Consider the following 25,469-nt stretch of genomic DNA (forward strand, 5'->3'; position numbering starts at 1 on the left):
AGTTCCCTTTTTGTACTGCCATGCATTCCAAAAAGGGAACTGTTACCTTCGGTTACCTTCGGGTTTACTGAGCGGGAGCTGCGACACCTTTAGCTTTTGCATTTATAGTGACGTTATCTAAATTCGTCATGATTTTCACAGTGCCTGTAACTGCGCCTTCTTTAGATGGCACAAAGTACAGTGTGAATGTGCAAGAGTAGGTCGCATCTAGTTTTCCTAAGCAGTCAGTATCTGCCCAGAAATCATCCCCTGTAATTGTGATTTGACTGATGTACACGGCTGCATTTTCAGGAGCAGTGAACTCCCAGGTTTGGGATGCACCATTACCCATAGTCACATCACCGAAATCATAATCGACAGCGACTTCTTCAGTGGTGTGGATAGGTGATTTTATAAAAGAGTGCGTGGGAGCAGCCTGTGCACTCCACGAAAAAGTGGTGACCAGCAAAAGAGCAATAAGGGTTTTCATAGGGAACCTCCTTAACGGTTGCCCCTATTGTGAAACAACTGTGGGGCCCCACAAGTAGGGAACCGTTATATGAAGGGAAAGTAACCACAGCCTTGTCTTTCGAAATATCCAGACGGTGTGAAGGCACAAAAAAAGGGAGCCATAAGCTCCCTTTTTTGTTGCGGTGAGTTCCAAAAAGGGAACTGTTACCTATGTCATCGCTTTCGTCAAATCTTGAACTTTCTTAGAGGCGTAACATTGAGATACGTAGTCCCAGTTTACTTGTGACCAGAAAGTTTCTAGGTATTTAAGACGAAGATTGCGGTAATCAACGTAGTATGCGTGTTCCCAAACGTCAGCAACCATAATTGGAGCTGGGCCGTTGTTAGTGAATGGAACCGCTGCATTCGAAGTTGATACTAGACTTAATTTGCCTGAAGCATCTGTGCACAACCAGATCCAACCAGAGCCGAAAGTTTTAACACCACCGTCAACGAACTTAGCTTTTAGCTCGTCCATAGAACCGAAATCGCGTTTGATTGCAGTTTCAAGATCAGCAGATGGTTTACCACCTTTGCCTGCCGGAGCCATGTTGAACCAGAAGAATGTGTGATTCCAAGCTTGAGCGGAGTTATTGAAGTTACCGCCAGTTGAAGAAAGAACGATCTCTTCCAAAGATTTACCTTTAAGAGAAGAGTCTGTTTCCATCGCTTTGTTCAAGTTGTCGATGTAAGTTTTGTGATGTTTGTCGTAGTGATAAGTCATTTGTTCTTCGTTGAACAAAGGAGCCAAATCTGTTTTTGCATACGGAAGTGTTGGAAGTTTGAACATTTACGTCTCCTATTTGGCGTCGACCAAGGTGTCGAAGCGAGTCTCTAAAATCTCCGACCGGGTCGGAGGAATTCTTAAATGAAACTATATTGAAAATGGAGATGGGTCTATCTTTTTAGGAATGTACAGGACTCCGCCCAATAAGACGGAGTCCACAAGAGACAGTTAGCTAACTTAGTTTTGGCCCAACATTGTTTTAACAAATGTCGGCAACGAGAAAGCTGCAGTGTGCAGGTCTTCGTTATAATACTTAAGACCCTTAGCCTTGGAGAATTGGCGCGCATTGTCTTTGTTGAAATCAGACGCAGGGTGAGTTGAGCCCTTAACACCCATTTGCAAGCTCCACATCCCCGACGGGTAAGTCGTTGCGTGGAAAAGCATCGTGTGAACACTGCTTTGACCAAAGATGCCTTTTAGGCACTTATTCAGCTCAACGAAAGTCCCCTCATGGAACATCGGTGATTCACCTTGAGTGATAACCATACCGCCGTCTTTAAGTGCAGTCTTACAGTTGTTATAAAATTCCGCCGTGAACAAGCCCTCTGCAGGACCTACCGGGTCCGAACCATCCACAATGATGATATCGTAAGTGTTTGGAGCGGCATCTTTAACAAACTGGATGCCGTCACCGATAATAAGATTCAATTTCGGGTTGCCGAACTCAGACGCGATGTTTGGCAAATGAAGCTTGGAAGCGCGAACAACCGCTTCATCAATTTCAACCATTGTCACTTTCTCAACGTCGTATTTGAAAAGTTCGCGGATAGTTCCGCCATCACCGCCACCGATAACCAGAATATTTTTCGCTTTCCCGTGGGCTTGCATCACCGGGTGAGTGATCATCTCGTGGTAATGGAATTCATCGCGCTCAGAGCACATAACCATGTTGTTGATCGCCAGGAATTTACCGTGAGAGTAAGAATTCAACACGCGAACGCGTTGGAACGGATTTGTTTCATCAAACAAAACATCACCAGTGTAACGAAGCGACAAAGCTTGGTTTTCATCTTTGTCAGTGAACCAAACATTGCGTTCGATCTGAACACCCTTCGATAAATCGAAAGATGGCTTTTCGCGCATTGTTTTCGGTTTAAAATCTGTTTTTTGGATCACGTGCAAAGAACCGCGATTCATTTCGATCGCAGAGTAGTTTGCCTGGAATGCTTTTTTAAGGTGTTCAAAAGAAACCCATGGATCTACAGTTTCGCCGCATGTGAAAAGATCCACAGCTGCGTATCTGTATTCAGGCCATGTATGGATCGCCAAGTGACTTTCCTGAATAACAACCACACCGCTCACTCCCCATGGAGAAAAGTGGTGGAATGTCGAGTTGATCACAGTAGCACCTGCGATTTGTGCCGCCTCGATCATACTTTTTTCGATGATAGAAACGTCGTTCAAAACCTCAGCGTTACAACCGCTGAACTCAACCAAAATGTGGCGACCTAAAGCATTCAATTCCGTGCCCTCCAAATGTAAAAATTGTGCTTAATTTTTAAAGGGTAAATAGGACCTTTTAGACCAGGGGGCAACATAAATCTGCCAGGAATTGTCAGATAAGTTTTCCCCTTAAAGGGCGCGGATCTCAAAGCAGACGTGGATTTTTTTATCGTGGAAATCCTGAGGAATGCTTTCCTCGGTGATGTCGCGAACCTTGTACTGCTCTTTAATTGCAGGTGAGAGGTGAAACTTGCGTTTATTGTTCGAGAAATACAAAACTCCGCCCGGCTCCAGCATGCTCATGCACTCGTTTACAAGCAGTTCCTGATCGCGTTCGACATCAAAACTATCTGTCATTTTTTTAGAGTTCGAAAAAGTCGGAGGATCCAAGAAAATCACGTCGAAAGCTGGCTTCCCTTGGTTTCGGTCCAACCACTCCAGCACATTTGCGTTGATGAAGCTGTGTTGGGCCATAGGAATATTATTAAGCTCGAAATTTTCTTGAGCCCAAGCCAAATAGGTTTGAGACATGTCAACGGAGGTCGTTTTAGCCCCGGCCAAAGCCGCAAATACGCTAACGGAGCCGGTGTAGCAGAACAGATTCAGAAATTTTTTGCCGTTCACTGTCTTGTAGATCTTTTGGCGCATGGGACGGTGATCTAAGAACAAACCTGTATCAAGATAATCATAAAGGTTCACCTTGAAAGTCGCTTGGGATTCTTTGACAGTGAAGGTTTGATCCTTTTGATCTAGTTTTTCATATTGCTTTAAACCTTCTTGGCGTTCGCGTTTTTTAATCACGATTTTCGATTCATCCACTTTGAACAAAGCCTGCAAGGCCTCGATGACGTGCGGTAGATGGTTCTTTTCGATATCCCGACTGTCGCCCTTATCATAGATCAAGAAGTGATCGCCATAGATGTCCACGATGAACGGATATTCTGGGATATCACGGTCGTAAAGACGGTAAGCTTGAATCCCAGCACGCTCGGCCCAAGATTTAAGTTTCTTATAGTTCTTTTCAAGACGATTTTTGATCATTTGCATAGGGCCTTTTTAGACAAAAATGCTCTGTTATGGTACCAATTCTTGAATGAGCCCCGAAAAAAGGTCCCAACATTTAGCATTTTTACTCTATAAGAAAGACTTTGACGTCGCCTTTGTCGAGTTTAAGGGAAAAGTTTATTTTTCCCACTTTGCTAAAGGCTCATCTGCTCCCTCATCGTCGATTGTGAAACTGATGCAGGGCCTTTTCGATCGGCACAAAGATCACAGCTTTTTCATATTGCGCCAAAGAATTTTCACCACGGCTCCATTATCGGAAATGTGTCAGGGGATGGTTAAGGTCGTCGCCAAACGTGCAACAGGGGATATCGTTCCAAAGAGGGATTCTGAATTTTCAGAACACCTGGAATTTATAGAAGTCGACTTGGCGGAAAACTTCGTCGTGGCAGTGATGCATCTGAATCCTGAAAATCAAATGCAGATACAGAAAGTACAGCTGTGGCTGGAAAGTTTAAAACCGCTGAACGACTTGGATCATTTGCGGTTTGCTCATAATTTATCAAAACAAGTCCCCCGTGGCGAAGTCCTGCATGATTATGATCGCGAGATTGCGGCACTGCTTATTGCTCCGGATGGAAAAGTTCTCAGTTACGGAGTTAATTCCAACTCCATCAATAAAACCCTGCATGCGGAAGTAAATTTGGTGCAAAGATATTTTCGAGAAAACGGACGAAAAATTCCCCCAGGGTCCGTTTTGTATAGCACTCACAAACCCTGCAAAATGTGCGCAGGAATGATTTACGAGTGGTCTGAAAATCCAGATCAGTTAAAAGTGTATTACTCTGTGGAAGAATCCGGTGGTATGTCCAAGCAGACTGTTTTAGATCGCTACGGGCTTAATCAGCGAATTAACTAACCGCCACTTCATTTACCGCAAAGCAAGAATTGATCGCTTTGATCAATGTGTCCTTACGAATTGGTTTTGATAAGTGCATATCACAGCCAGCCTTCATGCTGCGTTCGATATCTTCGGCAAATGCATTTGCTGTACAAGCAAAAATGCGAGCTTTGCGGCGACCTTGTTCTGCTTCGATTTCACGAATGCGCATCGTGGCTTCGTGCCCATCCATTCCTGGCATCTGCACGTCCATAAAGATCACATCATAGTGATTCGTTTTAGCTAAACCAACAGCATCGCTGCCGCTTTCTGCGTAAGTGATTTGATGAATAGTTTTTTGTAAGTAAATCCCCAGCAAATTGCGGTTGTCATCCACATCGTCGACGACCAATACCTTCAGGCGCTGTTCTTGAATGAAGTGGTTAATGTCATTCAGCTGGTAACGACCTTGCAATGGATTGTGCATGCTGGTTTTTCGCTCGGTCGTCGCAGGCATCGAAGCCGTGAAATAGAAAGTACTACCGACATTGGGCTCGCTTTCAAGCCAGATCAGGCCCCCCATGAGGCTTACGATTTTCTGAGAGATAGAAAGCCCCAATCCGGTGCCCCCATAACGACGAGTTGTCGTCGGATCAGCTTGTGTGAAGGGACGGAAAATATCTTTGAATTTTTGCTTAGAGACCCCGATGCCCGTGTCTGAAACACTGAATAATAAATTTCCGGTCCGAGTGGTGTTATTATTTTGAACATGTAGCGAAACTGTTCCTTGATGAGTGAACTTGATCGCATTGTTCAAAAGATTGATCAGGACTTGGCGCAGACGATCTGAATCGCCGATGTAGTAGTCTTGAATGTCAGGGGCGACGGTGACCTTAAGTTGTAAGCCTTTTTCTTTCGCGCGGAAATCCAGAATCGATACGATATCGTCGATCATTCTTTGAAGGCTAAATGGTAACATGTGCAAAACAATTTCGCCGGCTTCCACTTTGGACAAATCCAACACGTCATTGATGATAGTCATCAGTTGATAGTTAGCTCTTTGTAAGATCTCAACAAACGAAGTTTGCTGGCCGTCTAAGGGCGTTTCTGCCAAAGTATCTGTGATACCGATAATGGAATTTAGTGGCGTGCGAATTTCGTGGCTCATGTTTGCCAAGAATACAGATTTTGCGTAAGTGGCAGCACGTGCTTTGGCTGCAGTGGAAAGAAGCTCTTGATTTTTTCTTTCTAAATTTTCAGCGAGTTGTCTTTTCTCGGTGATATCAAATGCCATGGAGAGAATTTTGATCACATCCCCGCTATCATTTTTGACGGGAGTGTAGGAGCAATGAACCCAGATTTCTGTTCCTGATTTTGAAAGACGTTTGAACTCGCCCACTTGCGGATTGCCTGCACGCAAAGTATCCCACAACTCTGCGTACTCATTGGCGTGAAGATCGTAGGACGGAAGGAAAATAGAGTGAGGCTTTCCGTGAATCTCGTCCATTTCGTAACCCACAAGATTCAAAAAATTCCGATTGGCCCAAAGGATTCTGCCTTCGGGATCAAACTCGATGAGTGCATGGGAATTTACGAGCGCTTCGTACGCCGATTTGTTCATAATGAAAGTTTATCTGTAAAATTGCAGGTAAATATAATTACAAAACTCCCTGGGAATTAAACTTTTGTAATTACTTGTTTAGATTCTCTGCGCCGAAAAATCCACGAGGCGTCCTTGATCCGTGGAATAAGCGATCTGAATGGGTTTGCAGCAGACTTCGCAGTCTTCGATATAGATTTGTCGACCTGGTTCCGAGATATCCACCAGCATCGAAATCGCTTGATGGCAGTAAGGACACTGGAAGTATTGTTCAATTTCCGCGTTATCGAAACTTTCAAATTCCGGGCTGGTCATATAATCCTCCATGGCGTTTTTGCGGGGAGATGGGCTCATTCACTCCCACGACGTAATTCCAATTCCCCCAGTTACTAGCGGCATCATAATCGATCAGCATCTCTTCAAAATAGCGAGCGCCCCAACGCCAATCCAGGCTTAAGGTTTCGGTCAGATAATTCGCGACGTCTTGCCGACCTCGATAGGAAAGGAAGCCGGTTTCATTCAGCTCTTTCATGTTTCCGTCGACATACTCGCGACCTGTTGCTCCTACTTTCCAGCTTTTGAAAAGTTCTTGTTGAAGCCGATCATCCACAAGTGGTTGATGTGTGGGATTCGTATCTGCTTGAAATAAAAATGGTCCTAATTTCAGAGCGTAGTATTTGAAAAAATCTCGACGCAAAAGATCCATCAACATCCAGTTGGTTGAATCGTTGGAGGTGCGCTCCTTTTCGTAAGCTTTCACTTCCCAATAAATCACTCGCGGCGATAAGCTACCGTTTGAAAGCCACGGTGAAAATTTAGAGCTATCATCAAAACTCATCAATTCTGAATGAGAGTCTTTAAAGCTGCGCAATAGATCTTTATCCCAAATGAACTCTTTTAAACGAGTTAATGCTTGGATTTCTCCTCCCGAAAATCTGGAGGGTGTCATAAACATGCGAAGCTCGCGATTGAGATCCAGTTCAAATTCGTCGGCGTCGATGGGTTCGGGCCATACCAAGGGAATGGGTAAAACCTTTTCAGGAACTTTACTGTTTAACAGGACCTGAAACTCTGCCAGGTTTTGCGGAAGCTCTATTAAGGGGAAAGGCAAAACTGATTTTTTCAAAAGGGTGCGTTGGTCAAAGGACATGATTCGATCGACAACTGTCCGTGATGTCACCAACTTTTCTTCGCGGGTTTCTTCAGGGGTGTATTCCTCGGTGTAAACCAAGGTATCGATTTTGTATTTATGGATCAGAGTAGGCAAAACCTCTTCGGGGTGAGCATATGTGATCACCAGGTTATGGCCGCGAGTTTCCAACTCTTTTTCAAGACTCGCCAATGTTTCTAAAAGAAATTTACGACGAAATTTTCCAGCGCGACTGAAATTGAGTGGATACGAATAAACGAATAGAACCGCCTCGGCGTTTTGACAGAGCCAAGTTAGTGCTTCGTTATCATGGAGTCTGAGATCGTTGCGGAACCAGTAAAGAGCCCTCATGAAAGAAAGTATATGAGGGCCTCTATAGACGACGAACCTGATTCGTCAGAGAATGCTATTTTGCAGGAGTATCAGCAGCAGGAGCTTTCGGTTCGCCAGCAGCTGGCACAGTTGCAGCTCCTGGAGTTTCGAACATGGACATTGCAAAGTAAGATTTGCGGAACGTGCTCCAGTTGTTTGGTCTGACAGATGCCACACGCCAGAAGTAGTGTTTACCTGCTTCAAGTTTAGCAACGTCGAATGTCGTTGCTTTTACGTGTTGATCTTCAGCTACTAACCATTTGAAATTCGCATCTGTCGCAACTTGAACGTGGTATTCTTGCGCGTCTTTAGCTTCTTTCCATTTCAATGTAACCGTCTCACCTTTGATCGCAGCGAAATACTCTGGGCTAGTAAGCTCAGGTTTAGCTGGAACTGTTTGCGCTTCTTTGTCCATTTGCTTTGGTGGGAACAAAGAATTCATTTTTTTACCAAGTTCTTCTTTCGTGTGAATGTTTGGTCCAGAATGACCTTCAGAAGCAACAACCGGAGCTGTCAAAGCTAGTGTGAATGCAAACGCGATAAGAGATGCGAAGATCTTCATATAAAATTCCTTTTGTAGTCAGTGAGTTGAAAGTAAAATAAATATGTGACGAAGAAAACCCTCTTGCGAATTTTGCTGGAGGGTGTTAAAAAATGCGTCGGTTTTGCGGATGATCGCTCTGATAATATTCTAAATATTTGATATCAGGGAGGAAAGTCCGGACTCCATATGGCAGCGCAAGGGGTAACGCCCCTCTAGGGTAACCTAAGGAACAGTGGAACAGAGAGAATGTCCGGGGCATTGAGCCTGACACCGGGAACGGGAGGGTCAGGGGAGCCGCCGGAGTGAAAACAGCCAAACTCTGCGCGGAGCAAGATCAAATAGGGTGACACTAGTAGGGCGGCCAGCCCGTAGTCACCGGGTAAGATCGCTTGAGGGCGACAGTAATGTCGCTCCTAGAGGAATGATCATCCAAATCTATCGGGACAATTATGGGACCAGGTAGATAGGACAGAATCCGGCTTAAAGCAAAACCGATATCCCACCTTCCAAAAAACGACCGCAAAGGGGCCATTGGCTTCGTTGCTGCGTCGTCGGCGTACTGATTGTACGCCTTCCTCCTGGCGCCTCGCCACTGACCCCTTTTCGATCGTTTTTTTCCGTCTTCGTTCTGGGAGGCTGGCTTGCAGCGCGCTTTGCTTGCTGCTCGCTATTTTTGGCTTCTGTTTATTTCTTTAACAGCGAAAAATCCTTTATCTCCTATAGGTTGCGGCTTTTATGGGTCCTGGAATTGCTATTGAATCCGGCGTTGGAGACTTCAATGCCTTTTTGTCGTGGGATTTTAGCTTTTTTCGGCTTTATGATTCTTGGCAGTTTTGCTTATGGGCAAAACCGTTGTGAGTCTGTTTTTGCTGTTGAGCAAAGTTCTGTCTATCAGGCGACTAAGGATTTCGTTGAGAATGAGTTCAATCGTGTTTTGAAAGATGAGCAGATGGCGTTAGTTGATCGCTTGGTGAATCAGCGTGCTGATTATACTTTGGCGGATCAGAGAGCTTTCTTTGAGTTGCTGACGATGATGTCCACTCACGATGTTTTGCTAAAGCGTGAAGTGGAGTTGGCTTTGGATCGTAAGGTTTCTGATCAAGAGGCTACGGCTTTGCAACTTGCGCGTGGCTTGGGTCGTACTGAGCCTGGCGTTCGCGAAAATCTTTTGGCGTTTTCTGATAATTATACTCGTGACCAAATTGCTCGTAAGGACCGTATCTTGGAGCTTGCGGGATTTTCTTTGGCGGATCGCTTGTCGTTGCAAGGGTCTAAGATCGTGAATGATTCTTTGACTCGTTATACGGCTGAAAACCTGTATGCGGATCAAGCTAAGGTCACGCCGGCGCAAGCAGAGGCGATGAATAAAGCAGTGCTTGATCAGATGAAGGCGATCTCGACTGTAAATCCAGGAACGGGTCGCAAAAACTCTATCAATGCCTCTGAAGCAAAAAGTATCTATGAAGCAGTGACCCGCAATCCGGTGACTCGTTTGTTGAATGTGAAAAAGTACGATCCAAGTGGGCAACTGGGTTTTTGTTTTGGGCGTGCGATGAATTCGCATCTTGAGTCTTTGCATCGCGGAGTCGATAACGCTTCTATTCGCAAAGTTTACGTTGTTGGTCAGATGAAAGCACTGGTTGGCGATACGGTTTGGACTTTTCATGTGGCGACGGCTGTGAAAAATTCTGAAGGCGGCTGGTGGATTATCGACCCGTTCTTTGGCAAGGCCGTTTCCATTGAGAAATGGTACGAGCGCATGCACAAACACGATGTTGATGGAAAACTGCGCGTCTATGTTACGGAGCCTCAACGTTTAACAGCAGGCAAGAGCACTCGTTACGACAAAGAGCATTTGATGTCGTCGTGGTACAACGGCTATTTCAAAAACCTATTTGAATATTACGGTCAAAAAGCTCGCAACGAGCTTCCTGCAAAACCATTCTATATGAAAATCTTCGATTGGGTCTTATCAGTCATTAATCTAGGAATTTAAAAGGTGCCAGGTCCTATTTACGGATGCAGAGCGCCTTCACATGATACTCTCCGCGATGCCAAGCTGTAGGGGTTTTTGGAGGGTTTCTAACTCATGCCTAGAGCAAGAACAGTTTCGCAATCCCTTTTTCCCTATAATATAAGTGCCCGATGTATAAATCGTGAATGGTTTCATGTTCCTATGGATCAAGTTTGGAATATTTTTTGTGATGAACTATCTTATGCGCACAAAGAATATAACCTTTTGATTCATAGCTTTATTTTAATGAGTAATCATTTTCATCTTATTGCATCTACTCCTGATGCAAATGTCAGCAAGTGTATGCAGCAATTTATGTATCGAGTAAGTCGACGGTTAACTCGAGCAGGGAATCGTATCAATCAGACATTTGCAGGTCGTCATTACAAGTGCATCTTGCAACATCACAATTACTACTTGAATGCGTATAAATATAATTACCGAAATCCAGTCACGGCTGGAATTTGTGAAAAAGTTGAAGAGTATCCTTATAGTTCATTGCGAATGAAGTTAGGGCTTTCTCCACAAGTAATTCCTCTGTGTGAAGATAGTACGTTTATTTCGGATAGAGTTGGAACGTTGAGATGGCTGAATACAAGCCCAGATTCAGAAAAGCTCGAGGGCTTCAGAGTGGGATTAAAGCATCAATACTTTAAGTCCAAGAAGCATCGAAACACAAACAAGCCAATTCTCTCTGAGAATGACTTGTTGTGATAAGAAATAGGACCTGGCACCTATTAAGAACTCGCGCTTGAGTATGATTTTAGAGCAAACTTCCAGAATTTGTTGGAGAGGTAAATCAGCAGTGCTGCGAGTACGATCACCCAGGCGAAAAGCTCGTACGGTGGCGGTTCAAGCAATGCCTTGGCTGGGACGCTGGCGATGACTCCCACGGGGAGGGCGGTTAGTAATAACCACTTCAACCACGGAACGTAAATCGAATCAGGGCGCATTCCTAATCGATAGATTTGATACCAGATGAATTGCAAGTTTTCAGATCTAGCAAATATCACGGCGGTCGCTGCCATCGTGAATCTCATCGCGTAGAGAGCGATCAATCCGCATGGAATTAAAATGATCAACCAGAACAAACGAAGCCACTCAAAGTCTGGCATTTGCAATAAGCTATATACAAACCATGCTGTTGCGATTCCCAAATTTCCGATCGCGGGTGTCGACGCTTTTTGAAGACTGATCATAAATTGCGAGTTTGCCGGTTTTGCGAGTAGCAAATCCAAATCGCCTTTTCTGACTTTTTCTGAGAACTGGTCCAAGTTTTCAGAGAGGATGATCATGTAAAGTGCGTCGACGACAAAGACCACTCCCAGAAATACGCGCATTTGGGCCTGGTTCCACGCGCCAATCATCGGTGTGTGAAGGAAGAGAACTTCGAAGGTCATGATCTGAGCAATATACCAAAAGATATCCGTCACGATACGAGTTAAGAAGTTCACGCGATATTCAAGGTCGGCGATGAAACTTGCGCGAAACATTGAAACATAAAGGAGCCAGTACTTTTTAATCACAGTCATCTTACGCTCCCGTTCCTGTGTAAGCATTAAGTCCGCGCTTCCAGATCAGTGCACCGATGATGTTCACAACCACGATACCAATCGTCACTGAAACGAAGGATTGGTAGACGGAAGAGATCTCCAAACGGCCCGTCAGGTAACCTACCGGAACATAAACACCAGAACTGAATGGCAATGCAATCACGATGGACTTCATGGGCTCGGGCATTAAATCCAAAGGGAAAAGCTCGCCGGTTAACAACCACAGAGCTAAATTTTTAGCTCCCGTGAAGGAGTAGATTTTATTTAAATGGAAGGCACAAGCGGCCACCACGAAACTAATCGAATGCACCAAAACTAAGTAATAGAACTCCAAAGCAAAGGCCATTGGCAGTCGTTCAAATTTAGTCGGCAGTGCAAAGATAATTACGGCTAAAACAGGAATGACCATAGAAACGACGGTCGTAACAAACTTATATCCCATCAACTGCGAGAAATAATATTCATAGTATGTCATGGGCCGAGTCAGGATGGCGTTGATACTGCCCGAGTCGATTTCTTGAATCATGCGGAATTCATACATCCAGCTTGTGCAAATCCGGGCAAAGAAAGCGCCCCACAGAGCATAGGCCAAATAGTATTCACGAGAGAAACCTGCGATTTCGGTCGTGGCAGCTCCACGGAATACTGCTATCCACAACAGAATCTCAATTCCTGTAGTTAGCGCTGGTTGTAAAACAGCGTCGACAAAATAATTCAGTCTGTACTCAAGATTGGAAACAATCGCGAGCTTAGCGAACGCGAGATTCCGTTTCCAAAAAACGGCGAATGACTTCTTCAAAATCGACCTCTTGATTTTCAGCTTGTTCTTTATTTGAGTTCGCTACGAACTCGTCCACTGTGCCTTGATAAACGATATTGCCCTTGCTGATCAGAAGTAATTTGTCAGCAAGTTGAGCGATATCATCCATGTAGTGGCTAGTAAGAATAATTGTCGGAGCTTTCTCTTTTACATATTGATCTAAGAACTCACGAATGGTTTCTTGCGCCACGATATCTAGTCCAATTGTGGGTTCATCTAAGAAAAGAATCTGTGGTTCGTGCAAAAGTGCGCCGATGATCTCCATCTTCATACGCTCTCCCAATGACAAGCGACGAAGCTGAGTGTGCAGCACGTGAGAACACTGAAGCATCTCTGCCAAGTGAGCGACACGTTTGCGCGCACCCGCTGGATCTAAATCATAAATACGTGCAAGCAGCGCATAGGAATCAGCAGGGGAGATGTCCCACCACAACTGATTTTTTTGTCCCAAAAGAATACTGATTTGGCGAAGAAATTCGTTTTTTCTTTCCCACGGACGATACCCCAGAACGCGCGCTTCACCGGCAGTGGGAGTGACTAGACCTGAAAGCATTTTTAAGAGCGTGGTTTTACCAGCACCATTGGCACCAACCAGTCCAACGATTTGCCCTGATTCAATTTGCAAAGTTGTTTTATTCAGAGCTACTTTTTCTTGGTATTGTCGATTGAAAAAGCCCTTGAGGGAATTCGTGAACCCTTCGGGCTTTTGGTAGCTCTTGTAAGTACGTGTGAGATCTTGTGTTTCAATTACTATCGCCATTCGGCGATCATAGACTAGTTCACGCCTAAAGAGAAGTCAGCTTGGCGGTCCTCGTCAGTAAAGAACGTAAAGAAGTCGGGGGAAACAAAGCTTTCCTCGGCAATACGCCCCTCAACACAGCCTTTTAAAGAAGCTTTTGTTCCATCAAATGCGCACTCTGAAGTATTCCATGCTTTTTCAGAGTAACGAATTTTAAACCCCACAACCTTGTTGCCTTTGAAAAACGCCACAGCTGAATCCAGGCGAGTGCGTCCTGCTGAATGGAAGTCGCCTTCTAAAATCGTGTCGCCCCAGATTTGGGCTTGAGTGAAAGCAACTTTGCGAAGGATGTCCGTTTGTTCTTGGGTTAGTTTATTCAATCGAGAGCTTTGGTTGTAGACCAACACAGCCGAATAAGGCGCCTTGCAAGGATCTTGAGAGCACGCGTTCACGAAATGAGCAGCCTCATCATAAAAGCGATCACCATTGGGACCCATTTGATCCGCGATAGCCAAGGATGCAGTCAGAGTCAAAGCCGTTGCTAGAAACATTTTTGAAATCATAAGCCACCTCGCGTGCCTAAAAGATAGGCCCATTCGAGGTAAACTTTTAATACATAGAGAAGAAGTTATTATGCAATTCATGCACAGCACCTCGAATGAAGCGCGTGCAGAGAAGGACTTAACTTGGCACCTTTTACGAGAGTTTGCGTTCCATGACGACGAACTCAAGATTCTGGACCTTGGGAATGCCGAAGCGTTCGTCGCCATAGGGAAATGGCTTCTTTTCGCCAGTTAATTTGAAACCTTGTTTTTCATAGAACTTTACAAGCTCCGTGCGAACAGAAATCACAGTCATATACAGATGCGTACAGCCCCAGAATTGAGCGAAGGCTTCGCTTTCTTCTAAAAGCATTTTTCCGATTCCTTGGCCTTGTAAAGTGGGATCTACAGTCAACATTCCGACGTAACATTTACCGCCGTGATTTTCCAAATGAACACAACCCAGAAGCTGTCCTGTGTCGTCGTCTTCGGCGATCAAGATAACAGAATTATCGCGTTCTATAATTTCTGAAATACCTTCCTCGTCGGCACGTTGACCACCCAATAGATCTGCCTCCGTTGTCCAACCTTGTTTTGAGCTTTCGCCGCGGTACGCGGAATTGATCAGCTCAACTAGTTCTTCAACGTGGCTTTCATCGGCTTGGGTAAATTCAATATGCATTTTGATACCTATTTCTTTTTAGCGTAGACGAAGAATTCTTTACCTTGGCGATTCGGCACGGAGGCTTGCCAGCGACCCCAGAAAATTGGGATGTAATTGTTTTTAACTCTTTGGCGAAGTTCCCATTCGCTGCCGCCGAACGGTGGTCCATGGCGTTTTTCCATCGCAAAGAAGACGCCCATTAAATGCCCGCCTTCAGCCAGACAGCGATTCCAAACCTTCACCAAATCTTGGCGAAGTTCGGGATTGATTGCGCAGTAACATGTGTGTTCAAAGACGATATCAAAAGCGCCGTCATAGTTTCGTGGAAGATTAAATAAATCGGCCTCCACAAAAGTTAAATTTTCCATGTGACCGTAAAGCTTTTTAGCTCTTTCAAGTGCAACAGGAGAAATATCCACAGCTGTAACAACGTGACCTGCTTGGGCAAAGAACGCAGCATCGTGTCCCTCGCCGCATCCTAAAACTAGAATGCGGGAACGAGAGATTTTCAAGCGCTGAAACATATCTTTCAAGGCTTCTGCGGGCTCACGTAAATTCCAACCAGGGTTTTCTTCGCGTTTATAGATTTGGCTCCAGAAAGATTCTTTTTCGACGTCTGTCTCGGAATTCCAATACGGCGGAACTTCGTAAGTTTTCCCGTCAGCCGTGACCGATTCGTCGTCGAATTCTTCAACAATATTAAAGAATGCGGCTTGAGCTTTGCGCGACATTACAAATGGAATTTTGTCTTTTGTATATCCATGAAAACGGTCCCACTCATCCACACTTAATGATTCCAAAGTGAATGAGAACTCTGTGCCGTAAGGGCAGAGAATCGACCATTGTGAATCGTTTTTATTAATCTGCAGAGCGATCAAGGGTTCATCGAAGGCTTCGACGATCACGGATGTGCCGCCGAAGGTGCTCAACAATGTTCCGCCTTGATGAAGATTCAGATTCTCAAGAATTTCTTGGCCGGCTTGAGGGTCTTGGATTCGCACTTCGCGACTAACACAAAACCCTTCTTCATCAATTTGAACAAAGTGAGTAGGAATTGCCATTAGTGTTGATCGTGTTCAGTCGGAGCAGGAGTAGCAGCAGGCGTTGTCGCCGGAGCTTCTGATGGAGTATCAGGAGTTACTGTGGAGCCCTCAGAGAAAACAACGATATCATTTGTGGTTTTAACGGATTGCAAAGTCCATTTATCTGTCTTGTCTTCAGTAGGTTCGCGGTGAAGGATGGCCTCACCCTCGATAATTTGCTCAAGATTTTCACCAGCTTCACCAGCCTCGGAGAATTTGTAAGCGAAAACGGCGCGAACTTTGTTGTCAGTCATAGACTCAGTCCAAAGTTTATCGATTCTTAGATCTTTAGCGTTTGGTTTTTTTGCAGACAAAGTTGCTTTGATAAGTTCAGCCAATTTCGTTTGGATGCCAGCGTGCGTCTCGAAGCCAATAGCTTCATTCGTGTGAATCACGTTCCAAGTCCAAACCAAAGCAGCAACGAAAACAACGAGGCTAACAATTTTCTTCATTTCAAATTCCTCTTAGGTGAAATCTTCTTTTGAAATATTCGAGTCTTTATCGGAGCATGATATCTTAGATTTTTCAATACCAGTAGGGAAAAGGATATCTCATGAACCAACAATGGCTGACAATCTTAATGTCTAAGGGAATTGAGCTTGAGCAAAACCTGCGTCAGCAGCTTCAACAGGCCAAAGACGGTCTAAAAAATCAACTCGAAGACCGCGGAATTCGTCTGGGTGCTGCCGACCTTGCTGCACTTCTGGAAGAGGTTTCGCCTAAGGCTTCGCATGCTGCGCTGGGTTATGCGCTTGATATCGTTAGGCCTTTTTCGGCGGGAATGGGATTAAGAATTTCCCGTCTTAAGGACACTCAGATTGAAGTGGTAATCCCCGCCCGCACTCGAAACATGAATGAAGCTAAGCAAATGCATGAGGGCGCGATTTTAACAACGGCCATTGAGGCCGTGAAGATTCTGTGGATGCGTCATGCCCCGATGGGAAATTTCGAGATTGCTGTTACGCGAATTGAATCTGAGTTTTTTAAAGTGCAAACAGGTGAGTGCAGATTGCGATTGGAATTAGCGGAAAATACCCGCGAAGTGGTTTTAGCGGATCTCAGAGATCGTCGCGAATCAACTTCGGCTGCGGATGTACAAATTTTTGATGAAAATGATCAAGCCGTCGGTTCTGTGCAAATGCAGTTAAAGTTAAAACACACTCCAGCGCTTAGCAGCTCTGCGGAGTAAAAGGTCTCGTATGGAAATTTTGGACAGTCACATTGATGTAAACTCTTCTGATTTTAAAGCTAATCGCGATGCGATGTTAAACATCGTAGGTCAGTGGAGAGAGAGAGTCGAATTGGTCAAACAAGGTGGCGGTGCTGATGCCACTAAAAAACATAAAGCTCGCGGTAAAATGACAGCGCGTGAACGAATCGAAGCTTTAGTGGATGGCGGAACTGCTTTTCTTGAGTTTTCGACTTTAGCTGCTTGGGATATGTACGAAGGCCAAGCACCGGGTGCTGGTGTTATTACGGGTATTGGTGTGGTCCATGGCACTGAGTGTGTGATCGTAGCTAACGATGCCACAGTTAAAGGTGGAACATACTTCCCTATGACAGTGAAAAAACATTTGCGTGCTCAAGAAATCGCATTTGAAAATGGATTGCCTTGTATTTACCTAGTGGATTCGGGTGGCGCCTTCTTGCCGATGCAAGCAGATGTGTTCCCGGATCGTGACCATTTCGGTCGTATTTTCTATAACCAAGCTCGCATGTCGGCAGCTGGTATCCCGCAAATCGCAGTGGTCATGGGGTCTTGTACAGCCGGTGGAGCTTACGTTCCAGCGATGAGTGATGAGACCGTCATCGTTAAAGAAAATGGTACGATCTTTTTAGGAGGACCGCCATTAGTCAAAGCAGCAACGGGAGAAGTTGTTGATGCTCAAGCTTTGGGTGGTGCACAAGTTCACTGTGAAAACTCGGGTGTAACAGATCACTTTGCGGAAGATGACGAGCATGCTGTTGAAATCACTCGCTCCATCGTCGCACATTTAAATCACAAAAAAACTGTGACGATGCAGATTCTTCCTGTGGAAGAGCCACTGTTTGACTCTCAAGAAATCTATGGCGTGATTCCTAAGGATTCACGTGTGCCATTTGATGTCCGCGAAATCATCGCACGTATTGTGGATGGTTCTCGTTTCCATGAATTCAAAGCTTTATATGGAAAAACTTTGGTGACTGGCTTTGCACATATTTATGGAATGCCAGTGGGTATTATCGCCAACAACGGTGTATTGTTCAGCGAAAGTGCTCAGAAGGCTGCGCACTTTATCGAGCTTTGTGAGCAACGTGAAATTCCGTTGATCTTTTTGCAAAATATCACAGGTTTCATGGTTGGTAAGAAATATGAAAATGAGGGCATCGCGAAACACGGTGCTAAGATGGTTATGGCCGTTTCTAACGCCCACGTTCCTAAATTCACTGTGGTGATTGGTGGTTCGTACGGAGCGGGGAACTACGGAATGTGCGGTCGTGCCTATCAGCCTCGTCAATTGTGGATGTGGCCGAACGCTAAGATCAGCGTCATGGGCGGAGAGCAAGCTGCAAACGTTTTGTTAACCGTAAAATTGGATCAAATGGCAGCCAAAGGCCAAACCATGGGTACTGAAGAACAGGCGGAATTTAAACGCCCTACTTTGGAAAAGTATGAACACGAAAGCTCCGCATACTATTCGTCGGCTCGCTTGTGGGATGATGGGATCATTGATCCCGCAGACACACGCCGGGTTTTGGCATTAGGTATTGCGGCAAGCCTTAACAAGTCTTGGGGTGAAAAGTCCCAGGGCGTCTTTAGGATGTAGGTCATGAACTTTGTTGTCATCGCGGAAATGGATCACGTTGCTTACGTTAAGTTGAACAGACCGGACGTGCGCAACGCTTTTAACCCTGAAATGATCGCAGAAATTACCGAGACATTTCATCAGTTAGAAATGCGTCGTGATCTGCGTGCCGTTGTATTGCAAGGGGAGGGTAAATCCTTTTGCGCCGGTGCTGATTTGAACTGGATGAGAGAAATGGTAAATTTCTCTTACCATCAAAACCGCGAAGATTCTTTGCGTCTGTTTGCAATGTTTGAAGCTATCGCGAAATGCACTCTTCCGATCATTGGGTTGATTCATGGCGCTGCCTTTGGTGGTGCTTTAGGTTTGGTCGCAGTTTGTGATGAAGTCATTGCAGAAGAGGGTACTCAGTTTTGCTTTAGTGAAGTGAAACTCGGAATTGCACCCGCAGTCATCAGCGCGTTTGTTCAACGTAAAGCTGTTGCTGGTAAAGTTCGTCCTTTGATGCTTTCTGGAGCTGTTTTCAATCCTCAAGTGGCCCAGCAAGCCGGTCTGGTGACTGAGATTGCACCGGTCGGTGAGGGGCATAACCTTTTGCAAAAGATTATCGCCAATTACAAGCAAGGCGGTGCGGAAGCAGTTCGTGAAACGAAAAAACTTTTGAATGACATCGCGAATTTAACGTGGGAACAACAGCGTGATCGCACAACTCACTTGATTGCAGAACGTCGTGCCAGCGATGAAGGTCAGGAGGGGCTTAAGTCCTTTCTTGAAAAACGCGAACCATCGTGGAGAAGTTAGTCGCAGTCCTTTGCGTTTTGATCGCCATCTTTTCCGTACAAGGTGGCGCAAGCTTCGCGAAACAATTATTTCCATTAATAGGTCCACAAGCTGCAACTTTTTGGCGTGCATGGTTTTCTGCACTCATCCTGCTTGCGATTTACCGTCCTTGGACTCAGAAATTTTCTGCAAGCACTCTTAAAACAGTTGCTATTTATGGTGTCTGTTTGGCTTGTATGAATTTAACGTTCTATCTATCGATTGAACGTGTTCCACTTGGTGTTGCGGTCGCTTTAGAATTCACAGGTCCCTTGGCCGTTGCGATCTTAGGATCTAAAAGAGTCTTAGATATCTTGTGGGTGGCTTTGGCAGCGGCAGGTATCATTTTAATTTTACCTCATTCAGATTTTTCAAAAAATATAGATTTGCTCGGGGCCCTGTTGGCTTTGATCGCTGGCGCTTTTTGGGGTTTTTATATTATCTTGGCGAAAAAAGTGGGCTCGAAAATTCCAGGTGGAACTGCCACTGCAATGGGACTAACAGTGGCGGCCTTAACGGTAACAGTTCCGGCGGTCTCCCACGTCCATCCGTCAGTATACGACAATCAAATGTGGTTGATGATTTTGGGGATGGCTATCTTATCAGGAGCGATTCCGTTTTCATTGGAAATGATCGCATTAAGGCGAATTCCTTCAAAGACTTTCGGTGTTTTCATGAGTATGGAGCCAGCCGTTGCCGCACTTATGGGGCTTCTTTTTTTAAATGAGAGGCTGTCGGACACGCAAATGGTTGCAATTGTGTGCGTGATGGCTGCATCTTGCGGAAGCTCTCTCACGTCTCGCTCGGTCAAAGTTCCCGGTAAGCAACCGATAGCAAATGCAAAACTTTTCGGCATTTGGTGAGGCTTCTTGATTCACTTTTTGGAAACTTAATGCGAATTGAAACAAACTCTGACACTTCCAACGCGGTCAAATTCTAAGTATTTTGATTTCTTTCAATCACCAAATAGTCCACCACCCAAAATTTGGAAGAGAAGGTTTTTAGCTCTATGGAGCCCTTGGTTAAAGCACACTCTGCCTAGGGAAATGGCCGTCTTTTCGTTGCTTTAACCAGGATTCGTCGATATAGATTAAGCTCTAAAATTGGAGCTTTTGCACCATGACGAAAATGCCTGGAAAATTCACTCGTATCGCTATCGCCAACCGCGGAGAAGTCGCGGTTCGTATTATCAAAGCTTGCGAAGAATTGGGAATCGAAACCGTTCTTTTGCACTCTGAAGCCGACATTCATTCTCGTGCCTTTCGAATGGCGACAAAAACAATCTGCATCGGTCCTGCGCCGACAGCAGAAAGTTACTTAAACATCGAAGCAAATATTAACGGAGCCCTAGCTGGTGGCGCGCAAGCGATCCATCCTGGCTTTGGATTCTTGTCTGAGAACGCTGATTTTGCTGAAGCGGTTACTAAAGCGGGGCTGACATTTATTGGTCCATCAGCGGAAGCGATTCGTTCTTTGGGTGATAAGGTTCACTGTAAAGAGCTTGCGAAAAAAGCCGGTCTTCCTTTGGTTCCTGGATATCAGGGCGAAAACCAACAAGTTGCAAACTTGATCACTGAAGCAGAACGCATTGGTTATCCCGTGATCGTGAAAGCCGCTGCTGGCGGTGGTGGTCGCGGTATGAAATTAATCAAGTCATCTGCGGAAGCTGCGGAGTTGATTGAATCGGCTCAGCGTGAAGCCCAATCTGCTTTCGGTTCGCCAAAAGTTTTCTTGGAAAAATACTTAGACCGCGCAAAACACATCGAATTCCAAATTTTTGGTGATTCGATTGGTAACGTGGCTCACTTCTTTGATCGCGAGTGCTCAGTGCAACGTCGCCATCAAAAAATCATCGAGGAAGCAACTTCTCCGTCTTTGACCGATGATCTTCGTCGTCGTATGGGGGAGGCCGCTTGTGCCATCGCCACTTTGGGTAAATACAAAGGTGCGGGTACGGTTGAGTTTTTGCTTCAAGATGGTGAATTTTATTTGCTTGAAGTGAATACGCGTTTGCAAGTTGAGCATCCAGTGACTGAAGAAGTTTTGGGTGTGGACCTGGTAAAAATGCAGATCATGACAGCTCAAGGTGAATACATACATGATCCAAAAATGATCCGTATTCCTCGTGGTCATTCTATCGAGTGCCGAATTTACGCTGAAAATCCATTCTTGGGTGGCGTGCCGAGTACAGGTTTGTTAGGTCACGTTGAATGGCCCGAGGGCCCCGGCCGTCGCTATGAATATGGTTTTGATTCTGGTGATACGATCACCCCATACTATGACCCGATGATCGCGAAGGTGATTGTTTGGGACGAGAACCGTCCTCGCGCGATTCAAAAAATGATCCGCGTGTTGAAAGACTCGGTCGTGTTCGGTGTTCACACAAATATTCCGTATTTGATTGAGATTCTTTCACATAAAGAATTCGTGATGGGGACGATGACGACAAGATTCATCGAAACTTATTTCGCAGATCCGATCAAAGAACCTGAGCTGAATGAAGTTGAAAAGAAACTTGCAGCGGCAGCATTGGCGCAAGCTCGTGGTGCTCAAACATCGGGAACTCAAGCAAGCACATCACCATGGGCATCTTATTGGAGAGGTATCTAATGGACGTTAAGGTTCGTATCGACGGTGTCGATCACAAAGGGCAGGCTCAATTGCTTCAAGGCACATTGTGGGTGCATGTGAATGGACGTACTTTCACTATGGACGCGGGAGCTGGCCGTAAGTCTCGTAAAAAAGCGGGTGCTGGAGGTTCCTCTGATACTGTGTCCGCCCCAATGCCAGGCAAAGTGACTAAAATTTTGGTACAAACGGGTGCAGAGCTTAAAGCGGGACAAGCAGTTTTAGTAATGGAAGCCATGAAAATGGAGTACACTTTAAAAGCTGATATCGCTGGAACTGTGGATTCAGTTTCTTGCGCTGTCGGTGAGCAAGTGGCTTTAGGTAAAGCACTTGTGAAAATTAAACCTTCTGCTGAATAAGAAATTTATGGCTAAGAATTCGGTTGCGATTGTGGAAATGGGACTACGAGACGGTTTGCAAAACGAGAAAGTCGTTTTGGATGCCGACACGCGTGTTGAATTTGCACGTCGTTTGATCGAAGCCGGCACAAAACGTGTTGAGATCGGTGCCTTTGTTTCTCCGCAATGGGTTCCGCAAATGGCGGGGACTAAAGAAGTCGTCAGCAAAGCTTTCGGTTTGCAAAAGTCGGGTCAAATTCCCAAAAAGACTGAATTCTCTGTTTTAGTTCCTAACGAGCGCGGTATGCAAGATGCCATCGCCAGTGGTGTTAAAGAGATCGCTATCTTTGCGGCTTGTTCAGAGTCGTTCTCTCAAAAGAATATCAATTGCTCCATCGATGAAAGCTTTAAACGTTTTGAGCCAGTCATGGCACTAGCTAAGAAACACAAAATCAAAGTGCGTGGCTATCTTTCCACCTGCTTTGGTTGTCCTTTTGAAGGAAAAGTTCCAGAGGCTCGCGTTGTGAAGCTTGCTCAGCGCATGCATAAACTGGGAGTTTACGAGCTTTCCGTGGGTGACACTATAGGTGTTGCGAATGTCGGCCAAGTTCATTCACTTTTTAAGAAAATCAAAAAAGTCGTTCCTGTTAAAAAGTTAGCAGGACATTTCCACGATACTCGAGGACAAGCTCTTGCGAATATTCTTGCGGCTTATGAAGAGGGCGTCCGCGTTTTTGATACTAGCCTTGGTGGTTTGGGTGGTTGTCCTTACGCTCCAGGTGCGACAGGGAATGTGGCGACAGAAGATGTTGTTTACATGTTCCACGGCATGGGAATTAAAACAGGTTTAAACCTTGATAAGTTGATTGCGATCGATCCTTGGATGTCAGAGAAAATCCAACACGCACTTCCCTGGAAGGTTGGTAAAGTGGGACCACTGAAACCTCTGGGAAAAGTCGCTGTCTCAAAATGAGATATTAACTTTCTGAGCACGTACTCTAAACGTTTACGTCGTTAACAGGTGTTGCCGCGTTTTGTTCTCTATTGGTTTCCATTGATCTCAAAACCCATTTTAATCCAGTTAGTTCCATTAGTTATTGGTATCGAGTTTGAAATAGTCACCTTTGAATTAAAACAATTCTTAGGGAGACCTATTTATGAAGTTCAACCGAGCTCTTAGCTTTGCCTTGATTTCCAACATGATCTTCGCGTCGTTTTCACACGCGATCAGTAAGGAATTACAAGATCTTGTGACTTTGGAAACCAAATCCAATGCTGTCACGACCCGCAGTGATAAGGAGGTCATGGTTTACCATTATGACATTCCAATGAGTTTGGTTGAAGCGGATATAGCAAAAAGGGCTCCTCAAAAATTTGTCGACTCATTAGTTCACGAAGAAAAAGGTGTGAAGTATCTTCGTTGGATCATCAATCCAGAGGACACCAAGTGGTGGCAAGAAATCGCTGGCTTCTTGAAAGACAACGGCATTACTCCTATTAAGAAGGTCTATTATAAAGGATATATGACGGCCTCGCGCAGTTATATAATTGTCGATCCCGTTTCCAAGGCAGAGTTTTCCTTTAAAGGTTCCACGGATAAAACCGGCGGTTTTTGGCGTGATAAACATCAAGACTGGGATGATGGTAAGCAAATCCGTATGATGACGGATTTCGTGGACCAACAACTTGCAAAACAACCCAAACTCTACAATATCGTTTTACTTGATGAACCCTTGGCGTTTGGGATTGAAACCAAAAATGCTAGCGGCGAAGTCGTTATTGACCAAGGCATGATTATTCGTTCTTACGACACCTTGACGAATTCAGGAAAAACCTACGTTCCTGGTTTTTCAATCATGCATGAAGAAAAGGGTCGCGAACTCGCTCGACTGAATGGCTCAAATAACCCGGCTGAATTCTGGAATGAGCATTACAACAAACCTTTAGCTCGAGCGATTGCGGAGTTTTTTGCTTTGACAGGCATGACTTATGACTCTCCACACTCGCAAAATTTCTTGGTGGAGCTGGATGAGAAAATGCGTCCTACTGGCAAAATCGTCCTGCGGGACTACGGTGATACTTATTTGAACGAGGAGTTTTTCGAGAAAGTAAAACGCACAGATATTCTTAAGGCGTGGGAGCAGTCAAACTTGTTGAAGGGCTTCACTCAAGTGGGAGTGGGGATCCTTCACGGAAATACGGCTCCGTCATGGATGCCTTTGGAGACTTACAATAAATGGGGCGTCGACTTCTTTCAAGAGTTCGAGAAGGAATTTAAAATTCAGACGGGTGTGGAGTTTGTAAATAAGAATGCTCCTTCTTATAGAACGAAAGATAAAGAGGGCAAACCAATCGTAGATAGATATCGCAACAAGCAGTATGTTCTTGCATTGGGGGCCGGCAAAAAGTTCTTGGATCTGGCGGAAAAGGGACAACAACGCGATCATATGACTCGTGTGTGTTCCAGAGTGTTTAGTTTCTAATTTGAAAACGAATAAAGAAAAAGGCCTGGGAAATCAGGCCTTTTTACTTTTAAGATTTAAATAATTTATCGAGTTGTTTGAAGTACCACTCTTTAAGTGGTTTCTGTAGATGAAGATCCGCTAGCATTTCGGTTTTTCTTTGCACCATGCCTTGGTGTTCTGATCCTACCTCATCCGCGCATTCACGAATCCAATCTTCTGTTGTTTCTGGATGGAATTGAGTCGCTATGATGTTATCACCAATTTTATAGGCCTGATTTTTACAGAACTCATTTGTGGCTGTTAGTTCTGCACCAGGTGGCAACTCAAATGTACAATGATGCCAGTGAAATGCTGGGATGGTTTCACCTTCGATAGTTTTAATAGGAACGAATCCCACTTCCCAGCCGGGCTCGTGGATGTAAACCTTGGCCCCTAAGACATCGGCGATCATTTGTGATCCCAGGCAAAGACCAAAGATCTTTTTATTGTTATCGATCAAATCGCGAATGAATTTCTTTTCCGTACGCAGCCATGGAAACTTATCTTCTTCGAAAGTATCCATGCTGCCACCACAGATGACGACACCATCAAAAGCTTTAAAATCGGGTGCAGGACCCCCTTCTGCAGGGTACCAGTGAGTAACCCCATAGTTATTTTGAGACGCCCAGTCCAGGGTAGTTCCCGCAGGTCCATCTGATTCATGCTGAATAACCAAAAGATTTTTCATGGCCGGACACTAGCATAATGGGGTG

At 45.0% G+C, this 25,469-nt stretch carries 27 protein-coding genes and 1 other RNA gene; 12 read left to right on the forward strand and 16 right to left on the reverse strand.

Annotated features, from left to right (window positions below; all coding sequences use genetic code 11):
- Nucleotides 1-64: 64 nt before the first annotated feature.
- From B9G69_RS16245 to B9G69_RS16260, 4 genes are all read right to left on the reverse strand, one after another.
- Nucleotides 65-469 (reverse strand): choice-of-anchor D domain-containing protein, encoded by a 405-nt coding sequence (locus tag B9G69_RS16245; RefSeq protein WP_088615779.1) that lies wholly within the window; start codon nt 467-469, stop codon nt 65-67.
- Between the two features lie 189 nt (nt 470-658).
- Nucleotides 659-1,279: a superoxide dismutase gene (locus tag B9G69_RS16250; RefSeq protein WP_088615778.1), complete on the reverse strand. Its 621-nt coding sequence runs from the start codon at nt 1,277-1,279 to the stop codon at nt 659-661.
- Between the two features lie 174 nt (nt 1,280-1,453).
- On the reverse strand, nt 1,454-2,737 hold the full coding sequence (speE, locus tag B9G69_RS16255; protein WP_088615777.1) for a polyamine aminopropyltransferase: 1,284 nt from the start codon (nt 2,735-2,737) through the stop codon (nt 1,454-1,456).
- A gap of 111 nt (nt 2,738-2,848) precedes the next feature.
- Nucleotides 2,849-3,766, reverse strand: a complete 918-nt coding sequence (locus B9G69_RS16260; protein WP_088615776.1) for a class I SAM-dependent methyltransferase — start codon at nt 3,764-3,766, stop codon at nt 2,849-2,851.
- Nucleotides 3,767-3,959: 193 nt separating this feature from the next.
- Here B9G69_RS16260 and B9G69_RS16265 point away from each other — a divergent pair, with 193 nt between their 5' ends.
- Nucleotides 3,960-4,640, forward strand: a complete 681-nt coding sequence (locus B9G69_RS16265; protein WP_265438061.1) for a Bd3614 family nucleic acid deaminase — start codon at nt 3,960-3,962, stop codon at nt 4,638-4,640.
- On the opposite strand, the gene B9G69_RS16270 is transcribed toward B9G69_RS16265, so the two are convergent.
- From B9G69_RS16270 to B9G69_RS16285, 4 genes are all read right to left on the reverse strand, one after another.
- On the reverse strand, nt 4,633-6,222 hold the full coding sequence (locus tag B9G69_RS16270) for a PAS domain-containing hybrid sensor histidine kinase/response regulator (protein WP_088615774.1): 1,590 nt from the start codon (nt 6,220-6,222) through the stop codon (nt 4,633-4,635). The two genes, B9G69_RS16265 and B9G69_RS16270, sit on opposite strands and share 8 nt — an antisense overlap.
- Before the next feature lie 78 nt (nt 6,223-6,300).
- The gene (locus tag B9G69_RS16275) at nt 6,301-6,516 is read right to left on the reverse strand and encodes a CPXCG motif-containing cysteine-rich protein (protein ID WP_088615773.1); all 216 of its coding nucleotides are present in this window, start codon (nt 6,514-6,516) and stop codon (nt 6,301-6,303) included.
- A complete protein-coding gene (locus B9G69_RS16280; RefSeq protein WP_088615772.1) occupies nt 6,497-7,702 on the reverse strand; it encodes a DASH family cryptochrome in 1,206 nt (401 codons plus the stop codon). The genes B9G69_RS16275 and B9G69_RS16280 overlap by 20 nt, the downstream gene beginning before the upstream one ends.
- Nucleotides 7,703-7,757: 55 nt before the next feature.
- Nucleotides 7,758-8,285: a fibronectin type III domain-containing protein gene (locus B9G69_RS16285; protein ID WP_088615771.1), complete on the reverse strand. Its 528-nt coding sequence runs from the start codon at nt 8,283-8,285 to the stop codon at nt 7,758-7,760.
- A gap of 97 nt (nt 8,286-8,382) precedes the next feature.
- On the opposite strand from B9G69_RS16285, the gene rnpB reads away from it, so the two are divergent.
- The 3 genes from rnpB to B9G69_RS18215 all read left to right on the forward strand — a co-directional run bounded on the left by rnpB (nt 8,383) and on the right by B9G69_RS18215 (nt 10,995).
- An RNA gene (gene rnpB, locus B9G69_RS16290) (RNase P RNA component class A) lies at nt 8,383-8,766 on the forward strand.
- A gap of 279 nt (nt 8,767-9,045) precedes the next feature.
- On the forward strand, nt 9,046-10,263 hold the full coding sequence (locus tag B9G69_RS16295) for a hypothetical protein (RefSeq protein ID WP_088615770.1): 1,218 nt from the start codon (nt 9,046-9,048) through the stop codon (nt 10,261-10,263).
- Between the two features lie 264 nt (nt 10,264-10,527).
- Entirely contained in the window at nt 10,528-10,995 is a 468-nt protein-coding gene (locus tag B9G69_RS18215) for a transposase (RefSeq protein WP_416220941.1), read from the forward strand.
- A 23-nt stretch (nt 10,996-11,018) separates the two neighbouring features.
- Here B9G69_RS18215 and B9G69_RS16300 read toward each other — a convergent pair whose 3' ends face one another.
- The 7 genes from B9G69_RS16300 to B9G69_RS16330 form a co-directional block, all read right to left on the reverse strand.
- Entirely contained in the window at nt 11,019-11,813 is a 795-nt protein-coding gene (locus B9G69_RS16300; protein ID WP_265437841.1) for an ABC transporter permease, read from the reverse strand.
- A 1-nt stretch (nt 11,814) separates the two neighbouring features.
- Nucleotides 11,815-12,633: an ABC transporter permease gene (locus B9G69_RS16305; protein ID WP_265437842.1), complete on the reverse strand. Its 819-nt coding sequence runs from the start codon at nt 12,631-12,633 to the stop codon at nt 11,815-11,817.
- Entirely contained in the window at nt 12,584-13,414 is an 831-nt protein-coding gene (locus B9G69_RS16310; RefSeq protein WP_088615766.1) for an ABC transporter ATP-binding protein, read from the reverse strand. The genes B9G69_RS16305 and B9G69_RS16310 overlap by 50 nt, the downstream gene beginning before the upstream one ends.
- 14 nt (nt 13,415-13,428) lie before the next feature.
- Nucleotides 13,429-13,956 (reverse strand): hypothetical protein, encoded by a 528-nt coding sequence (locus tag B9G69_RS16315; protein ID WP_265437843.1) that lies wholly within the window; start codon nt 13,954-13,956, stop codon nt 13,429-13,431.
- A gap of 133 nt (nt 13,957-14,089) precedes the next feature.
- Nucleotides 14,090-14,617 (reverse strand): GNAT family N-acetyltransferase, encoded by a 528-nt coding sequence (locus B9G69_RS16320; protein ID WP_088615765.1) that lies wholly within the window; start codon nt 14,615-14,617, stop codon nt 14,090-14,092.
- 8 nt (nt 14,618-14,625) lie between these two features.
- Complete coding sequence (locus B9G69_RS16325; RefSeq protein WP_088615764.1) at nt 14,626-15,660, reverse strand: class I SAM-dependent methyltransferase; 1,035 nt, start codon at nt 15,658-15,660, stop codon at nt 14,626-14,628.
- The gene (locus B9G69_RS16330) at nt 15,660-16,133 is read right to left on the reverse strand and encodes a hypothetical protein (protein WP_254916903.1); all 474 of its coding nucleotides are present in this window, start codon (nt 16,131-16,133) and stop codon (nt 15,660-15,662) included. Before B9G69_RS16330 ends, B9G69_RS16325 begins: the two co-directional genes overlap by 1 nt.
- A 101-nt stretch (nt 16,134-16,234) precedes the next feature.
- Here B9G69_RS16330 and B9G69_RS16335 point away from each other — a divergent pair, with 101 nt between their 5' ends.
- The 8 genes from B9G69_RS16335 to B9G69_RS16370 all read left to right on the forward strand — a co-directional run bounded on the left by B9G69_RS16335 (nt 16,235) and on the right by B9G69_RS16370 (nt 24,735).
- Entirely contained in the window at nt 16,235-16,870 is a 636-nt protein-coding gene (locus B9G69_RS16335) for a DUF4442 domain-containing protein (protein ID WP_088615763.1), read from the forward strand.
- Between the two features lie 10 nt (nt 16,871-16,880).
- Entirely contained in the window at nt 16,881-18,488 is a 1,608-nt protein-coding gene (locus B9G69_RS16340) for a carboxyl transferase domain-containing protein (protein WP_088615762.1), read from the forward strand.
- Between the two features lie 3 nt (nt 18,489-18,491).
- The gene (locus B9G69_RS16345; protein WP_088615761.1) at nt 18,492-19,268 is read left to right on the forward strand and encodes an enoyl-CoA hydratase-related protein; all 777 of its coding nucleotides are present in this window, start codon (nt 18,492-18,494) and stop codon (nt 19,266-19,268) included.
- On the forward strand, nt 19,256-20,149 hold the full coding sequence (locus B9G69_RS16350) for an EamA family transporter (protein ID WP_088615760.1): 894 nt from the start codon (nt 19,256-19,258) through the stop codon (nt 20,147-20,149). The genes B9G69_RS16345 and B9G69_RS16350 overlap by 13 nt, the downstream gene beginning before the upstream one ends.
- Before the next feature lie 256 nt (nt 20,150-20,405).
- A complete protein-coding gene (locus B9G69_RS16355) occupies nt 20,406-21,896 on the forward strand; it encodes an acetyl-CoA carboxylase biotin carboxylase subunit (protein WP_254916902.1) in 1,491 nt (496 codons plus the stop codon).
- Nucleotides 21,896-22,273, forward strand: a complete 378-nt coding sequence (locus B9G69_RS16360; RefSeq protein ID WP_088615759.1) for an acetyl-CoA carboxylase biotin carboxyl carrier protein subunit — start codon at nt 21,896-21,898, stop codon at nt 22,271-22,273. Before B9G69_RS16355 ends, B9G69_RS16360 begins: the two co-directional genes overlap by 1 nt.
- A 7-nt stretch (nt 22,274-22,280) precedes the next feature.
- Entirely contained in the window at nt 22,281-23,225 is a 945-nt protein-coding gene (locus B9G69_RS16365) for a hydroxymethylglutaryl-CoA lyase (RefSeq protein WP_088615758.1), read from the forward strand.
- Between the two features lie 184 nt (nt 23,226-23,409).
- Complete coding sequence (locus tag B9G69_RS16370; protein ID WP_265437844.1) at nt 23,410-24,735, forward strand: hypothetical protein; 1,326 nt, start codon at nt 23,410-23,412, stop codon at nt 24,733-24,735.
- Between the two features lie 49 nt (nt 24,736-24,784).
- On the opposite strand, the gene B9G69_RS16375 is transcribed toward B9G69_RS16370, so the two are convergent.
- Nucleotides 24,785-25,444: a type 1 glutamine amidotransferase gene (locus tag B9G69_RS16375; protein ID WP_088615756.1), complete on the reverse strand. Its 660-nt coding sequence runs from the start codon at nt 25,442-25,444 to the stop codon at nt 24,785-24,787.
- Between the last annotated feature and the right edge of the window lie 25 nt (nt 25,445-25,469).

Source organism: Bdellovibrio sp. SKB1291214 (assembly GCF_002209355.2).
In the GTDB taxonomy this organism is placed as follows: domain Bacteria; phylum Bdellovibrionota; class Bdellovibrionia; order Bdellovibrionales; family Bdellovibrionaceae; genus Bdellovibrio.

Bases quoted from the DNA above. Each gene is read 5' to 3' on its own strand.
- B9G69_RS16295 (WP_088615770.1), top strand. From the start codon at position 9,046: ATGCCTTTTTGTCGTGGGATTTTAGCTTTTTTCGGCTTTATGATTCTT.
- B9G69_RS16325 (WP_088615764.1), bottom strand. From the start codon at position 15,660: ATGGCAATTCCTACTCACTTTGTTCAAATTGATGAAGAAGGGTTTTGT.
- B9G69_RS16275 (WP_088615773.1), bottom strand. From the start codon at position 6,516: ATGACCAGCCCGGAATTTGAAAGTTTCGATAACGCGGAAATTGAACAA.
- B9G69_RS16330 (WP_254916903.1), bottom strand. From the start codon at position 16,133: ATGAAGAAAATTGTTAGCCTCGTTGTTTTCGTTGCTGCTTTGGTTTGG.
- B9G69_RS16245 (WP_088615779.1), bottom strand. From the start codon at position 469: ATGAAAACCCTTATTGCTCTTTTGCTGGTCACCACTTTTTCGTGGAGT.
- B9G69_RS16365 (WP_088615758.1), top strand. From the start codon at position 22,281: ATGGCTAAGAATTCGGTTGCGATTGTGGAAATGGGACTACGAGACGGT.
- B9G69_RS16285 (WP_088615771.1), bottom strand. From the start codon at position 8,285: ATGAAGATCTTCGCATCTCTTATCGCGTTTGCATTCACACTAGCTTTG.
- B9G69_RS16250 (WP_088615778.1), bottom strand. From the start codon at position 1,279: ATGTTCAAACTTCCAACACTTCCGTATGCAAAAACAGATTTGGCTCCT.
- B9G69_RS16360 (WP_088615759.1), top strand. From the start codon at position 21,896: ATGGACGTTAAGGTTCGTATCGACGGTGTCGATCACAAAGGGCAGGCT.
- B9G69_RS16340 (WP_088615762.1), top strand. From the start codon at position 16,881: ATGGAAATTTTGGACAGTCACATTGATGTAAACTCTTCTGATTTTAAA.
- B9G69_RS16320 (WP_088615765.1), bottom strand. From the start codon at position 14,617: ATGCATATTGAATTTACCCAAGCCGATGAAAGCCACGTTGAAGAACTA.
- B9G69_RS16345 (WP_088615761.1), top strand. From the start codon at position 18,492: ATGAACTTTGTTGTCATCGCGGAAATGGATCACGTTGCTTACGTTAAG.
- B9G69_RS16355 (WP_254916902.1), top strand. From the start codon at position 20,406: ATGACGAAAATGCCTGGAAAATTCACTCGTATCGCTATCGCCAACCGC.
- B9G69_RS16260 (WP_088615776.1), bottom strand. From the start codon at position 3,766: ATGCAAATGATCAAAAATCGTCTTGAAAAGAACTATAAGAAACTTAAA.
- B9G69_RS16310 (WP_088615766.1), bottom strand. From the start codon at position 13,414: ATGGCGATAGTAATTGAAACACAAGATCTCACACGTACTTACAAGAGC.
- B9G69_RS16270 (WP_088615774.1), bottom strand. From the start codon at position 6,222: ATGAACAAATCGGCGTACGAAGCGCTCGTAAATTCCCATGCACTCATC.
- B9G69_RS16315 (WP_265437843.1), bottom strand. From the start codon at position 13,956: ATGATTTCAAAAATGTTTCTAGCAACGGCTTTGACTCTGACTGCATCC.
- B9G69_RS16375 (WP_088615756.1), bottom strand. From the start codon at position 25,444: ATGAAAAATCTTTTGGTTATTCAGCATGAATCAGATGGACCTGCGGGA.
- B9G69_RS16335 (WP_088615763.1), top strand. From the start codon at position 16,235: ATGAACCAACAATGGCTGACAATCTTAATGTCTAAGGGAATTGAGCTT.
- B9G69_RS16280 (WP_088615772.1), bottom strand. From the start codon at position 7,702: ATGAGGGCTCTTTACTGGTTCCGCAACGATCTCAGACTCCATGATAAC.
- B9G69_RS16300 (WP_265437841.1), bottom strand. From the start codon at position 11,813: ATGACTGTGATTAAAAAGTACTGGCTCCTTTATGTTTCAATGTTTCGC.
- B9G69_RS16370 (WP_265437844.1), top strand. From the start codon at position 23,410: ATGAAGTTCAACCGAGCTCTTAGCTTTGCCTTGATTTCCAACATGATC.
- B9G69_RS18215 (WP_416220941.1), top strand. From the start codon at position 10,528: ATGAGTAATCATTTTCATCTTATTGCATCTACTCCTGATGCAAATGTC.
- B9G69_RS16265 (WP_265438061.1), top strand. From the start codon at position 3,960: ATGCAGGGCCTTTTCGATCGGCACAAAGATCACAGCTTTTTCATATTG.